General features: G+C 43.7%; 15 protein-coding genes. 14 read left to right on the forward strand and 1 reads right to left on the reverse strand.

What is annotated here, in order from left to right:
- Positions 1-7 precede the first annotated feature (7 nt).
- From yihA to whiA, 5 genes are read left to right on the forward strand one after another with little or no spacing between them, the layout of a single operon-like run.
- Entirely contained in the window at positions 8-595 is a 588-nt protein-coding gene (yihA, locus tag M1F65_RS00815) for a ribosome biogenesis GTP-binding protein YihA/YsxC (RefSeq protein ID WP_000422595.1), read from the forward strand.
- A 9-nt stretch (positions 596-604) separates the two neighbouring features.
- The gene (locus tag M1F65_RS00820; RefSeq protein ID WP_247925287.1) at positions 605-985 is read left to right on the forward strand and encodes a RidA family protein; all 381 of its coding nucleotides are present in this window, start codon (positions 605-607) and stop codon (positions 983-985) included.
- Between the two features lie 51 nt (positions 986-1,036).
- The gene (gene rapZ, locus M1F65_RS00825) at positions 1,037-1,927 is read left to right on the forward strand and encodes an RNase adapter RapZ (protein ID WP_247925288.1); all 891 of its coding nucleotides are present in this window, start codon (positions 1,037-1,039) and stop codon (positions 1,925-1,927) included.
- Positions 1,924-2,901, forward strand: a complete 978-nt coding sequence (locus M1F65_RS00830) for a YvcK family protein (RefSeq protein ID WP_247925289.1) — start codon at positions 1,924-1,926, stop codon at positions 2,899-2,901. Before rapZ ends, M1F65_RS00830 begins: the two co-directional genes overlap by 4 nt.
- Positions 2,898-3,809: a DNA-binding protein WhiA gene (whiA, locus tag M1F65_RS00835; protein ID WP_247925290.1), complete on the forward strand. Its 912-nt coding sequence runs from the start codon at positions 2,898-2,900 to the stop codon at positions 3,807-3,809. The genes M1F65_RS00830 and whiA overlap by 4 nt, the downstream gene beginning before the upstream one ends.
- Positions 3,810-3,841: 32 nt before the next feature.
- Here whiA and M1F65_RS00840 read toward each other — a convergent pair whose 3' ends face one another.
- Positions 3,842-4,810 carry an NAD(P)/FAD-dependent oxidoreductase gene (locus tag M1F65_RS00840; RefSeq protein WP_247925291.1) on the reverse strand — a complete coding sequence of 323 codons (969 nt, stop codon included), beginning with the start codon at positions 4,808-4,810 and terminating at the stop codon, positions 3,842-3,844.
- A 136-nt stretch (positions 4,811-4,946) separates the two neighbouring features.
- On the opposite strand from M1F65_RS00840, the gene cdaA reads away from it, so the two are divergent.
- From cdaA to M1F65_RS00885, 9 genes are all read left to right on the forward strand, one after another.
- On the forward strand, positions 4,947-5,804 hold the full coding sequence (gene cdaA, locus M1F65_RS00845) for a diadenylate cyclase CdaA (protein ID WP_247925292.1): 858 nt from the start codon (positions 4,947-4,949) through the stop codon (positions 5,802-5,804).
- Positions 5,791-6,588 carry a CdaR family protein gene (locus M1F65_RS00850; RefSeq protein ID WP_001230929.1) on the forward strand — a complete coding sequence of 266 codons (798 nt, stop codon included), beginning with the start codon at positions 5,791-5,793 and terminating at the stop codon, positions 6,586-6,588. The genes cdaA and M1F65_RS00850 overlap by 14 nt, the downstream gene beginning before the upstream one ends.
- Positions 6,589-6,618: 30 nt before the next feature.
- Positions 6,619-7,971 (forward strand): phosphoglucosamine mutase, encoded by a 1,353-nt coding sequence (gene glmM, locus M1F65_RS00855; RefSeq protein WP_247925692.1) that lies wholly within the window; start codon positions 6,619-6,621, stop codon positions 7,969-7,971.
- 73 nt (positions 7,972-8,044) lie between these two features.
- A complete protein-coding gene (locus tag M1F65_RS00860) occupies positions 8,045-8,419 on the forward strand; it encodes a DUF1149 family protein (protein ID WP_001050092.1) in 375 nt (124 codons plus the stop codon).
- A 2-nt stretch (positions 8,420-8,421) separates the two neighbouring features.
- Entirely contained in the window at positions 8,422-9,270 is an 849-nt protein-coding gene (locus M1F65_RS00865) for a DegV family protein (RefSeq protein ID WP_247925293.1), read from the forward strand.
- A gap of 151 nt (positions 9,271-9,421) precedes the next feature.
- Positions 9,422-10,189 carry a 4-hydroxy-tetrahydrodipicolinate reductase gene (gene dapB, locus M1F65_RS00870; protein WP_200729942.1) on the forward strand — a complete coding sequence of 256 codons (768 nt, stop codon included), beginning with the start codon at positions 9,422-9,424 and terminating at the stop codon, positions 10,187-10,189.
- The gene (locus M1F65_RS00875; RefSeq protein ID WP_247925294.1) at positions 10,186-11,385 is read left to right on the forward strand and encodes a CCA tRNA nucleotidyltransferase; all 1,200 of its coding nucleotides are present in this window, start codon (positions 10,186-10,188) and stop codon (positions 11,383-11,385) included. The genes dapB and M1F65_RS00875 overlap by 4 nt, the downstream gene beginning before the upstream one ends.
- On the forward strand, positions 11,382-13,250 hold the full coding sequence (locus M1F65_RS00880; protein WP_180833386.1) for an ABC-F family ATP-binding cassette domain-containing protein: 1,869 nt from the start codon (positions 11,382-11,384) through the stop codon (positions 13,248-13,250). The genes M1F65_RS00875 and M1F65_RS00880 overlap by 4 nt, the downstream gene beginning before the upstream one ends.
- The gene (locus M1F65_RS00885) at positions 13,247-13,858 is read left to right on the forward strand and encodes a hypothetical protein (protein ID WP_180833385.1); all 612 of its coding nucleotides are present in this window, start codon (positions 13,247-13,249) and stop codon (positions 13,856-13,858) included. Before M1F65_RS00880 ends, M1F65_RS00885 begins: the two co-directional genes overlap by 4 nt.
- The last annotated feature ends 38 nt before the right edge of the window (positions 13,859-13,896 follow it).

Raw genomic sequence — 13,896 nt, forward strand, 5'->3', positions numbered from 1 at the left:
GGTGACTATGGAACTTAATACACACAATGCTGAAATCCTGCTCAGTGCGGCAAACAAGTCCCACTATCCGCAGGATGACCTGCCAGAGATTGCCCTTGCAGGGCGTTCAAATGTCGGCAAGTCTAGCTTTATCAACACCATGTTGAACCGCAAAAATCTTGCTCGTACATCAGGAAAACCTGGGAAGACCCAGTTACTCAACTTCTTCAACATTGATGACAAGATGCGCTTTGTGGATGTGCCTGGTTATGGCTATGCCCGCGTTTCCAAAAAGGAGCGTGAAAAGTGGGGGCGCATGATTGAGGAATACTTAACGACTCGTGAAAATCTCCGTGCCGTGGTTAGTCTAGTGGATCTCCGCCACGACCCGTCAGCAGATGATGTGCAGATGTACGAATTTCTCAAATATTATGAGATTCCGGTTATCATCGTTGCGACCAAGGCAGACAAGATTCCTCGTGGTAAGTGGAATAAGCACGAATCAGCAATCAAAAAGAAATTAAACTTTGACCCCAGTGACGACTTCATCCTCTTTTCATCTGTCAGCAAGGCAGGGATGGATCAGGCTTGGGATGCAATATTAGAAAAATTGTGAGGGAAAGAAATGGCAAAAACAATTCATACAGACAAAGCTCCAAAGGCTATCGGACCATATGTTCAAGGGAAAATCGTTGGTAATCTTTTGTTTGCTAGCGGTCAAGTTCCTCTATCTCCTGAAACTGGAGAAATTGTAGGAGAAACGATCCAAGAACAGACAGAACAAGTTTTGAAAAACATTGCTGCTATTTTGGCTGAAGCAGGAACAGACTTTGATCACGTTGTCAAAACAACTTGCTTCTTGAGCGATATGAATGACTTTGTTCCTTTTAACGAGGTTTACCAGACTGCCTTTAACGAGGAGTTCCCAGCTCGTTCAGCTGTAGAGGTTGCACGTCTTCCTCGTGATGTAAAAGTCGAAATTGAAGTGATCGCAGAGATTGGATAAGCTAGTTGAAGTTTGGCTCTGCCAAACTTTTTTTGATATAAGGAGAGATAGATGACAAAGAAACAACTTCACCTGGTAATTGTGACAGGGATGAGTGGCGCAGGGAAAACGGTAGCCATTCAGTCCTTCGAAGATTTGGGATATTTTACGATTGACAATATGCCACCAGCCCTCTTACCAAAGTTCTTGCAGTTGGTTGAAACTAAAGATGATGACCACAAACTGGCCTTGGTTGTGGACATGCGGAGCCGTTCCTTCTTTTCAGAGATTCAGGCAGTTTTGGATGAATTGGAAAACCAAGACGATTTGGACTTCAAAATCCTCTTTTTAGACGCAGCAGATAAGGAATTGGTAGCACGCTATAAGGAAACTAGAAGAAGTCACCCGCTAGCAGCAGATGGTCGGATTTTAGATGGCATCAAGCTGGAACGTGAACTTTTGGCACCTTTGAAAAACATGAGCCAAAATGTGGTGGATACGACAGAACTCACTCCGCGTGAACTTCGTAAAACCATTGCTGAGCAATTTTCGGACCAAGAACAAACCCAGTCTTTCCGTATTGAGGTCATGTCTTTTGGATTCAAGTATGGTATCCCTATCGATGCGGACTTGGTATTTGATGTCCGTTTCTTGCCAAATCCATACTACCTTCCGGAGCTCCGTAATCAGACAGGTGAGGATCAAGCAGTTTATGACTATGTGATGAATCATGAAGAGTCTGAAAGTTTCTATCAGCACTTGCTTGCCTTGATTGAGCCGATTTTGCCAAGTTACAAGAAAGAAGGCAAGTCTGTTTTGACCATTGCAGTGGGATGTACAGGTGGACAGCACCGTAGTGTTGCCTTTGCCAAGCGAATCGCTGAGGACCTAGCTAAAAACTGGTCTGTCAATGAAAGCCATCGTGACAAAGATCGAAGAAAGGAAACGGTAAACCGTTCATGAGAAAACCTAAAATAACGGTGATTGGTGGAGGAACTGGTATCCCCGTCATTTTGAAAAGCTTGCGAGAAAAGGATGTTGATATCGCTGCTATCGTAACGGTAGCTGATGATGGTGGATCTTCTGGTGAACTAAGAAAGAATATCCAACAGCTGACACCACCAGGTGATCTTCGCAATGTTCTGGTGGCTATGTCGGATATGCCTAAGTTTTATGAGAAGGTTTTTCAGTACCGCTTTTCAGAAGACGCTGGAGCTTTTGCGGGTCATCCACTGGGGAATATTATCATAGCAGGACTCTCTGAAATGCAAGGGTCCACTTATAATGCCATGCAGCTGCTAAGTCTCTTTTTCCACACAACAGGAAAAATCTACCCCTCAAGCGATCAGCCTTTGACACTGCATGCGGTCTTTAAAGACGGTTCAGAGGTGGCGGGTGAGAGCCACATTGCTGATCATCCAGGCATGATCGACCATGTCTATGTGACCAATACCTTGGATGATGAAATACCCCAAGCCAGCCGTCGAGTAGTCAATACCATTCTCGAGAGTGATATGATTGTCTTGGGGCCTGGTTCTCTCTTTACATCGATTTTGCCCAATATTGTCATTGAGGAGATTGGGCAGGCTCTCTTGGAGACTAAGGCTGAGATCGCCTATGTCTGCAATATCATGACCCAGCGTGGGGAAACAGAGCACTTTTCAGACAGTGACCACGTGGAAGTCCTCCATCGACACTTAGGTCGGCCATTTATTGATACGGTCTTGGTTAATATCGAGAAGGTTCCTAGAGAATACATGGATACCAACCGTTTTGATGAATATTTGGTTCAGGTAGAGCATGATTTTGCTGGTCTTTGCAAGCAGGTCCCTCGTGTGATTTCATCCAACTTCCTTCGTTTGGAAAATGGAGGAGCCTTCCATGATGGCGATTTGATCGTAGACGAATTGATGCGCATTATACAGGTGAGAAAATGAGTTTTACAGTTGCAGTAAAAGAGGAAATTCTTGGTCAACACCATCTCAGTCGTCATGAATTGTCTGCCATCATCAAGATGTCTGGCAGTATTGGTCTCTCGACTTCAGGCCTGACCTTGTCCGTCGTAACTGAAAATGCCAAGTTGGCTCGGTACCTTTATGAGTCCTTTCTCCATTTTTATGAGATCAAGTCAGAAATTCGTCACCATCAGAGAAGCAATCTTCGTAAGAATCGTGTCTATACGGTCTATACAGATGAGAGGGTGCAGGAGCTTTTAGCTGATTTGCGACTTGCGGATTCCTTCTTTGGTTTGGAGACGGGTATTGATCCCGATATCTTAGCAGATGAGGAGGCTGGTCGTGCTTACTTATGTGGGGCCTTTCTGGCAAATGGCAGCATCCGAGATCCTGAGTCTGGCAAATACCAATTGGAGATCAGTTCTGTTTATCTGGACCATGCCCAAGGACTGGCCTCTCTTCTTCAGCAGTTTTTGCTGGACGCCAAGGTCATTGAGCGCAAGAAAGGTGCAGTTACCTATCTCCAGCGAGCAGAAGACATCATGGATTTCTTGATCGTGATTGGGGCCATGCAGGCGCGTGATAATTTTGAGCGTGTCAAGATTTTGCGTGAAACCCGTAATGATCTCAATCGAGCCAATAATGCCGAGACAGCTAATATCGCTCGAACGGTTTCTGCTAGTATGAAGACTATCAACAATATCAGTAAAATCAAAGATAGAATGGGTTTGGAAAATTTACCCGTAGATTTGCAGGAGGTGGCTCGTTTGAGGATTCAGCATCCAGACTACTCTATCCAGCAGTTGGCAGATAGCCTGAGCAATCCCCTGACTAAAAGTGGTGTTAATCACAGACTCAGAAAAATAAACAAGATCGCAGATGAACTATAAAACCACGAATCAGTTGATTCGTGGTTCTTTTCTTATAAACTGGTCGAGTGTTTTGGTTGTACTTTTTGCTCAGGGTCGATGTAGTTGATAGCATTGTTGACGGCAGTAGGTGCTTCACCCAGTCCTGTCGCAATCAAGTCAATCTTTCCTTCATAGTAGCAGCAGTCTCCGATAGCGTAAATACCATCTTGGCTGGATTCTTGCTTGCTATTGACGATAATCTTGTGTCGGTTGAGCTCCAGACCCCAGTTTTTAAGATTGCCAACAGATGATTTGAAACCATAGTTGACAAAGAGATGGTCTACTTCGATAGTTTCGGTTTCATCTGATTTGACCTTGGTGATTTCTAGTTTGTCGAGTGTTTTACCATCTCCAAGGAGTTGGCTAGGGACGAACGGTGTCTTGATGGTCACAGATGATTCTTGTAGGGCTTGGACACTGTGTTCCAAAGCGCGGAAGTTATCTCGACGGTGAACGAGAGTAGTTGGGGCAATTTTTTCAAAAGCCAATGCCCAGTCAACTGCTGAGTCTCCTCCACCAAGGATGGTCACTTTCTTACCAGCGTATTGCTGGATATTGGAAACGTGGTAGTGGATATTTTCATAGTCCTCAACACCGTCTAATTCGAGCGGACGTGGTTTAAAGGCACCACCCCCCATAGCAATGATGACGGTTTTAGTCAGGTGATTTCCCTTGTTGGTTGTAATGCTAAATCCTTCATCTTGTTTCTCAATCTCAAGAACCGTTTCGTTGAGATGAACAGGTGTTTCAAAGCCGTTTAGCTGTTCAATCAAGCGATTGGTCAGCTCTTCCCCAGTTAAGTTTGGGAAACCTGGCACATCAAGGATTTGCTTTTCAGGGTAGAGGATAGCTGGCTGACCACCGAGCTGGGGAAGGGAGTCGATGATTTGGACTTTGGCTTGGCGTAGGTGGGCGTAAAAGGCAGCAAAGAGCCCAACAGGACCGCCACCTACAATAGTAATATCATAGAGTTGAGACATGATTTCTCCTTCGTTTTTTCTAATCAGTTTATTTTATCATATTTTTGCTTAATTTAAAATGAGGTAGGATAGGGAAAAAATGGGCAAAAAATGGTATAATGGTACAGAAAGTGTTTTGAAGGGGAGGAGGCCAGGGATGAATTTTCAACAATTATCCAATTTGCAATACTGGACGAGTTTGTTTTCAAGTCCTTGGACAATAGTCACCAATCTGATTGATATTCTCATTGTGACTTATATTTTATATCATTTTACCAAAGCGATTGCAGGGACCAAAATCATGATTTTGGTGCGGGGTGTTCTGGTCTTTATTTTAGGTCAGATTCTGTCCAATATGATTGGTTTGACGACCATTTCCTGGTTGATCAATCAGATCATCACCTACGGGGTCATTGCAGCGGTAGTTATTTTTTCACCAGAGATTCGGACTGGTTTGGAACGATTGGGTCGGGCTACGGATTTCTTCTACAATGCCCCTATTAGTGCGGAAGAGCAAATGGTTCGTGCCTTTGTCAAATCAGTCGAGTACATGAGCCCTCGTAAGATTGGTGCTCTGGTAGCGGTGCAGCGCGTGAGAACCTTGCAGGAATATATCTCAACTGGGATTCCTCTAGATGCTAAGATTTCTTCTGAGTTATTGATTAATATCTTTATCCCCAATACTCCCTTGCACGATGGTGCGGTCATTGTTAGAGAAGACCGGATTGCCGTAACTTCAGCCTACCTGCCCCTGACTGAAAATACGGGAATTTCCAAGGAGTTTGGGACACGTCACAGGGCAGCGATTGGTTTGTCGGAAGTATCAGATGCTCTTACCTTTGTGGTTTCTGAGGAAACAGGTGGAATCTCAATCACCTATAATGGAGTCTTTAAGAATGATTTGACCTTGGAAGAGTTTGAATCGGAGTTAAGAAGAATCTTGCTTCCAGCATCAGAGGAAAAACAAGGTTTGAAAGAGCGTTTGCTAGGAGGATTGAAACATGAGAAAAAATAGTCTTTATATTATTTCTTCCTTCTTTTTCGCCTGCATCCTCTTTATCTATGCGACTTCAACAAACTATCAGAATAGCAATAGTGCTAGACAGGTGCGGACAGAAACCTATACCAATACGGTTCTTAATGTCCCAATCGATATTCAGTATGACAGTGCTCAGTACTTTATCAGTGGTTTTACATCTGAAGTGACCGTCTTTCTGACTGGGTCAAACAGAGTTGCTTTGGCGAGTGAGATGCAGGAAAGCACTCGGAAATTCAAGGTCAAAGCTGACTTAACCAATGCCAGTGTAGGAACCATCGAAGTTCCCCTGACTATTGAAAATTTACCGAGTGGTTTGACGGCTGTTGCGACACCGCAAAAGATAACAGTCAAGGTTGGTAAAAAAGCAAAACGTGATAATGTAATCGTTGTGCCGGAGATTGACCCTAGTCAGATTGATTCTCGTGTGAAAATTGATACAGTCACTGTATCAGATGAAAAAGTAACGGTTATTAGTGATGAGGAAACTCTCTCTAGAGTAGATCGTGTCATTGCCATCTTGCCAACGAGTGAACGGATAACAGGTAATTATTCGGCTTCTGTTCCTCTACAAGCAGTCGATAAAAATGGAAATGTCTTGCCAAGCGTCATTATGCCATTTGACACTACAATGAAAATTACAACCAAAACAGTATCGTCTAGCTCGAGTTCTTCGTCAACGACCTCGTCAACGGGCTCTTCAACCAGCAGTTCGTCTTCAACGAGTTCAGAAACGAAACCAGACTCGTCTAAACAGGACTAAACAAAATAGTAGAAAAGGATGATAAATAAAATGGGTAAATATTTTGGGACCGATGGAGTCCGTGGAGAAGCAAACGTAGAACTGACGCCAGAATTGGCCTTTAAATTGGGACGTTTTGGTGGTTATGTTCTTAGCCAACACGAAACAGAAGCCCCTAAAGTCTTTGTAGGACGTGATACACGCATCTCAGGAGAAATGCTAGAATCTGCCTTAGTGGCAGGTCTTCTCTCTGTAGGGATTCACGTCTACAAACTCGGTGTCCTTGCAACACCAGCAGTAGCTTATTTGGTCAAAACTGAGGGAGCCAGTGCAGGTGTCATGATTTCCGCTAGTCACAACCCAGCCCTTGATAATGGAATTAAGTTCTTTGGAGGGGATGGCTTCAAACTTGATGACGAAAAAGAAGCAGAAATCGAAGCCTTGCTAGATGCTACAGAAGATACCCTTCCTCGTCCAAGCGCCGAAGGCTTGGGAACCTTAGTGGACTATCCAGAAGGTTTACGTAAGTATGAAGGCTACCTTGTTTCAACTGGAACTCCTCTTGAAGGGATGAAAGTGGCCTTGGATACAGCTAATGGTGCAGCGTCTACAAGTGCTCGTCAAATCTTTGCAGACCTTGGAGCTCAAATAACTGTTATCGGTGAGACACCGGATGGTCTTAATATCAACTTGAATGTGGGTTCTACACATCCAGAAGCTCTTCAAGAGGTGGTCAAAGAAAGCCAGTCAGCTATTGGTTTGGCCTTTGACGGAGACAGTGACCGCTTGATTGCTGTCGATGAAAATGGCGACATCGTCGATGGTGATAAGATCATGTACATCATCGGGAAATACCTTTCTGAAAAAGGCCAGTTGGCTCAAAATACCATCGTGACAACGGTTATGTCTAACCTTGGCTTCCATAAGGCTTTGGATAGCGCTGGCATTAACAAGGCAGTGACTGCTGTTGGTGACCGCTATGTCGTTGAAGAAATGAGAAAATCAGGCTACAACCTTGGTGGTGAACAATCAGGTCACGTTATCTTGATGGACTACAATACAACTGGTGATGGTCAATTATCAGCTGTCCAATTGACCAAAATCATGAAAGAAACAGGCAAGAGCTTGTCTCAACTAGCATCAGAAGTGACGATTTACCCACAAAAACTGGTCAATATCCGAGTGGAAAATGCCATGAAAGAAAAAGCCATGGAAGTACCAGCCATCAAGACAATCATCGAAAAGATGGAAGAAGAAATGGCAGGGAACGGTCGTATCCTTGTCCGCCCAAGTGGAACAGAACCCCTCTTGCGCGTCATGGCAGAAGCCCCAACAACAGAAGAAGTTAACTACTACGTAGATACAATTGCTGCTGTTGTTAAAGATGAAATCGGAATTGACTAAAGCCTAGAAAACTAGATGAAATGATAAAAATGTGGTACAATTGCATAGTAAATTGTAGCAATGGGAGAGAAAAATGAATCTTAAACGAGAACAAGAATTTGTTAGCCAGTATCACTTTGATGCTCGTAACTTTGAATGGGAAAATGAAAATGGAGCTCCTGAAACCAAGGTAGACGTGAACTTTCAGTTGCTCCAACATGACCAAGAAAACCAAGTGACTTCGCTTGTTGTTATCTTGAGTTTCATGATTGTCTTTGACAAATTTGTCATCAGCGGAACGATTTCCCAAGTTAACCATGTGGAAGGTCGCATTGTCAACGAACCAAGCGAATTTAACCAAGAAGAAGTCGAAACCTTGGCACGTCCATGTTTGAACATGCTCAATCGTTTGACGTATGAAGTAACAGAAATCGCCTTGGATCTTCCAGGGATCAATTTGGAGTTTTAGTCATGAAATTAGCTGTCATTACAGATTCTTCAGCCTATTTAGAGGAGAAGACGCTGCAAAGAGAGAATCTTTTTATCTTGGATATTCCTGTCAATATCGATGGAGAGGAGTATGTCGAAGGTGTCAATCTGACTGCTGAGGAATTTTATCAAAAAATGGCTCAGTCTTCAGAATTACCTAAAACCAGTCAACCAAGTATTGCCAAATTGGATGAGATTCTAAGCTCCTTGAAAGATGAAGGCTATACCCATGTCTTGGGACTCTTTCTTTCGTCAGGAATTTCAGGCTTTTATCAGAACATCCAATACATGTTGGATGAGTATGCTGGCTTGACCATTGCCTTTCCAGATACCCATATCACAAGTTCCCCTCTAGGATTTATGGTAGAGAGTGCCTTTGAATGGGCAGAACAAGGCGATGATTTTGCCCAGATTCAGGAGAAGTTGGGGATTCAAATTGCTGATAATTCAGCCTTTATCATAGTAGATGATCTCGACCACTTGGTTAAAGGAGGACGTTTGTCAAATGGGGCAGCTATCTTAGGAAATCTCCTCAGTATCAAGCCTATCCTTTACTTTAATGACCAAGGTGTGATTGAAGTTTACGAAAAAGTTCGTACGGAAAAGAAGGCAATCAAACGTTTGGTGGAAATCATCAAGGAGTTGACAAAAGATGGGGACTACCGTATAACAGTCATCCATGGCAATGCTCCTCAAAAGGCAGCGGATTTACGTCAGCTTTTGATGGAGAGTGGTGTGACTGCTGAAATTCCAATTGAAACCTTTGGTAGTGTCATTGGGACCCACCTTGGAGAAGGTAGTATCGCCTTGAGCTATACACCAATCGTCTAAATTGTTCTTACAAGCTTTGTATCTTAGCAATTGAACACGGCCTACCTGCCTCTTGAAAAAAGATGCCTGTCTTGCCTTTCATGGAAAGTCAGCGCCATTCCCTATTTTTCATGGGCAGCTAACGTCCTTTGTATCTTAGTCAGGAGTAGAGATGAGTATTCGAGTAATTATTGCCGGTTTTAAGGGAAAGATGGGCCAAGCTGCTTGTCAGATGGTCTTGGCTGATCCAGACTTGGACTTGGTCGCAGTCTTGGATCCTTTTGAGTCTGAGTCAGAATGGCAGGGAATTCCTGTCTTTAATGATAAGGCTGACTTGGCTGGTTTTGAAGCGGATGTCTGGGTGGATTTTACTACACCAGCCGTTGCTTACGAAAATACGCGTTTTGCCCTTGAAAATGGCTTTGCTCCTGTCGTAGGAACAACAGGATTCACTAGTGAAGAAATTGCAGAACTAAAAGCATTTTCCCGTGAACAAGATTTGGGTGGTTTGATTGCTCCTAACTTTGCCTTAGGGGCTGTCTTGCTTATGCAATTTGCGACGCAGGCTGCCAGATATTTCCCAAATGTGGAGATTATCGAGCTCCATCATGACAAGAAAAAAGATGCTCCAAGTGGAACAGCCATTAAAACGGCTGAGTTGATGGCGGAAGTGCGTGAGTCTATCCAGCAAGGTGCACCTGATGAGGAAGAATTGATTGCTGGTGCCCGTGGTGCTGATTTTGATGGCATGCGGATCCACTCAGTTCGTTTGCCAGGCTTAGTAGCTCATCAAGAAGTTATCTTTGGCAATCAGGGAGAGGGATTGACCATCCGTCATGACTCCTATGATCGCAGCTCCTTCATGACAGGGGTCAATTTGGGAATCAAAGAAGTTGTCAAGCGTCATGAGCTTGTCTATGGATTAGAACACTTATTATGAGATTAACGCAAATGCCTTCTGAATTTCAGAAGGCTTTACCAGTATTAGAAAAAATTAAAGAAGCAGGCTTTGAAGCCTATTTTGTTGGTGGCTCCGTCAGAGATGCCCTCCTCAATCGCCCCATCCACGATGTGGATATTGCGACTTCTTCCTATCCAGAGGAGATCAAGCAGATTTTTCCGCGAACAGCCGATATTGGAATCGAGCACGGAACTGTCTTAGTTTTAGAAGGGGACGAGGAGTATGAGGTAACAACTTTTCGAACAGAGGATGTCTATGTGGACTATCGCAGACCCAGCGCGGTTTCCTTTGTGCGTTCGCTAGAAGAAGACCTCAAGCGCCGTGATTTCACAGTTAATGCCTTTGCCTTGGATGAGACAGGTGAAATCATTGACTTGTTTCATGGTTTAGAGGATTTGAAAAACCAAGTTTTGCGAGCAGTTGGAGTGGCAAGTGAGCGTTTCAACGAAGATGCTCTGCGCATAATGCGTGGTTTTCGTTTTCAGGCCAGTCTTGGTTTTGAACTTGAGCAAGAAACTTTTGAGGCGATGAAGACTTTGACGCCACTCTTGGAGAAAATTTCTGTAGAGCGCACCTTCGTTGAGTTTGATAAACTCTTGCTGGCACCTTTTTGGCGAGTTGGTCTGTCTTCCATGATTGAGAGTCGAGCTTATGACTATCTTCCAGATATGGTAGGGAGCCAGGACAAGCTCAACAAACTGTTTGATTTGGAGACTGATTTCACCTTTGAGTCTTCTGAACAAGCCTGGGCAGCTCTATTGTGGGCTTTGGAGATTAAAGATGCACAGCCATTTTTGAAATCTTGGAAGACCTCACGCCAGTTTGCAAAGCAAGTACAGGATTTGCTGACTATTTTGGCTTTGCGAGAAGAAGGTGAGCTGAGCAAGCGTGATTGTTACCGCTTTGACTTGGATGCCCTTCTTCAAGCTGAAAGTCTTCGTCAGGCCCAAGGAAAAGAGGTCGCGCCCCAGCTTATCACAGAAACTTACCAGAGTTTGACCATTCATGATAAGAAAGAAATCCAGATTAATGGTGGAATTTTGATTAAGGAATATGGTTACCAGCCAGGACCAGACTTGGGAGAGATTTTAACAGAGATTGAGTTTGCCATTGTCGATGGAGAGTTGGAAAACGACCTTCAAGCCATCCATACTTACCTGAGGGAGAAAAAATGAGTGATTTTATCGTTGAAAAACTAAGCAAATCCGTCGGTGACAAGACCGTTTTTAAGGATATTTCCTTTATCATCCATGATTTGGACAGAATCGGTCTAATTGGTGTCAATGGGACTGGTAAGACCACTCTGTTAGATGTTCTTTCTGGTGTTTCTGGCTTTGATGGGGATGTCAGTCCCTTTTCGGCTAAGAATGACTATAAGATTGGCTACTTGACACAGGATCCTGATTTTGATGATAGCAAGACAGTTTTGGATACGGTTCTCTCCAGCGACCTCAAGGAAATCCAGTTGATTCGTGAGTATGAGTTAATCATGCTCAATTACAGTGAGGACAAGCAGGCTCGTTTGGAACGGGTCATGGCAGAGATGGATTCTCTCCAAGCCTGGGAAATTGAAAGCCAGGTCAAGACGGTTCTCAGCAAGTTGGGTATTCAGGACTTGTCGACTCCAGTTGGTGAATTGTCAGGCGGTCTGAGAAGACGGGTCCAGTTGGCGCAAGTTCTCCTAGGAAACCACGACCTCTTGCTTCTGGACGAGCCGACCAACCACCTGGACATTGCGACCATTGAGTGGCTGACTCTTTTTTTGAAAAATTCCAAGAAGACCGTTCTCTTTATCACCCACGATCGTTATTTCCTAGATGCACTATCAACGCGGATTTTCGAGTTGGACCGAGCAGGTTTGACCGAGTATCAGGGAAATTATCAGGACTATGTTCGCCTAAAGGCGGAACAGGATGAACGCGATGCCGCTCTCCTTCACAAAAAGGAACAACTTTACAAACAAGAATTGGCTTGGATGCGTAGACAACCGCAAGCGCGTGCGACCAAGCAGCAGGCTCGTATCAATCGTTTCCACGACTTAAAAAAAGAAATTTCAGGTGGCGTTGCTGAAACAGACTTGACCATGAACTTTGAAACTAGCCGTATTGGTAAGAAGGTCATCGAGTTTAAAGATGTTTCCTTTGCTTATGAGAATAAGCCGATATTACAAAATTTTAATCTCTTGGTGCAAGCCAAAGACCGTATCGGAATCGTTGGAGATAATGGTGTGGGGAAATCAACCCTACTCAACTTGATTGCAGGAAGTCTTGAGCCTACTAAAGGCCAAGTGATCATCGGTGAGACGGTTCGCATCGCCTATTTCTCTCAGCAAATTGAAGGATTGGATGAGAGCAAGCGAGTTATCAATTATCTGCAGGAAGTGGCAGAGGAGGTCAAGACCAGTGGTGGTTCTACGACTTCCATCGCTGAGTTGCTGGAGCAGTTCCTTTTCCCACGTTCAACCCATGGAACCTTGATTGAGAAATTGTCAGGTGGAGAGAAAAAACGTCTCTACCTTCTCAAATTGCTCTTGGAAAAACCCAATGTTCTTCTTTTGGACGAGCCGACAAATGACCTAGACATTGCGACTTTGACAGTCTTGGAAAATTTCTTGCAGGGCTTTGCAGGTCCTGTCTTGACAGTTAGCCACGATCGTTATTTTTTGGATAAGGTAGCGACCAAGATTCTCGCCTTTGAGAATGGCAAGATTCGTCCTTTCTTTGGCCATTACACCGACTACCTTGATGAAAAAGCCTTTGAAACTGATATGGCCAATCAAGTTCAAAAGTCCGAAAAGGAAAAAGTAGTCAAGGTCCGTGAAGACAAGAAACGCATGACCTACCAAGAAAAGCAGGAGTGGGCAAGCATTGAAGGGGATATTGAAACCTTAGAAAATCGTATCGCTGCTATTGAAGAAGAAATGCAGGCAAATGGCTCTGACTTTGGTAAACTAGCGACTCTTCAAAAAGAGCTAGACGAGAAAAACGAAGAACTCCTTGAAAAATACGAACGCTATGAATACCTAAGTGAGTTGATATGATGGAAGAAAAAGTCATTAAACGTAGTCCCAAGAAAATCATTTGGAATGCCTTGTTTGGCTTGGCTTCAGTGCTTTTCTTCTTGCTGCCTCTCTCTTATCTCCATTCGTACTCGCAAAAGGGAACCAGACTTCATACGATAAGTCTGTTATTAATACTGCTTGTCCTCTTTTGTGCTGGAGTAGTCGTTTATCAGACATACAGACTGTTAAGCTCTGATAAGGAATATTTGAAATGTACTGTCGAGGGATTTTACTACAAATCAAACCCAAAGAAACCTAGTCATTTCTATGCTTGGGCAGATGTAGAGGACTTTTCCTTCTCTCGGATTCGAGGGAAGTATAGGGATTCTTATCGGATTGAAGTCTATTTTAAAAACAAGGAAAATGTGAAATCCCAATTCTTTCTAGCTCTGTTGAAGAGAAGGATTCTCCCTTTTCATCAGTCAGCAGATTTAATTATCCCGATCTTTCTACTAGATGTAGGACTTCCTGAAAGGGTCTATGATGCCATGAAGTACTATGAAAGAGAATGGCGTATCGAACAAAATCGTCAAGCAAGAAAAGAGGCAAAACAAGCTTCGAAAAGCAAATCTTCCAAACCGTCATAGTCCGTCTTTGCTTAAAGTGGAATAATCAAAAAGGCCCT

It is taken from the genome of Streptococcus oralis, from assembly GCF_023109195.1.
In the GTDB taxonomy this organism is placed as follows: domain Bacteria; phylum Bacillota; class Bacilli; order Lactobacillales; family Streptococcaceae; genus Streptococcus; species Streptococcus oralis_BV.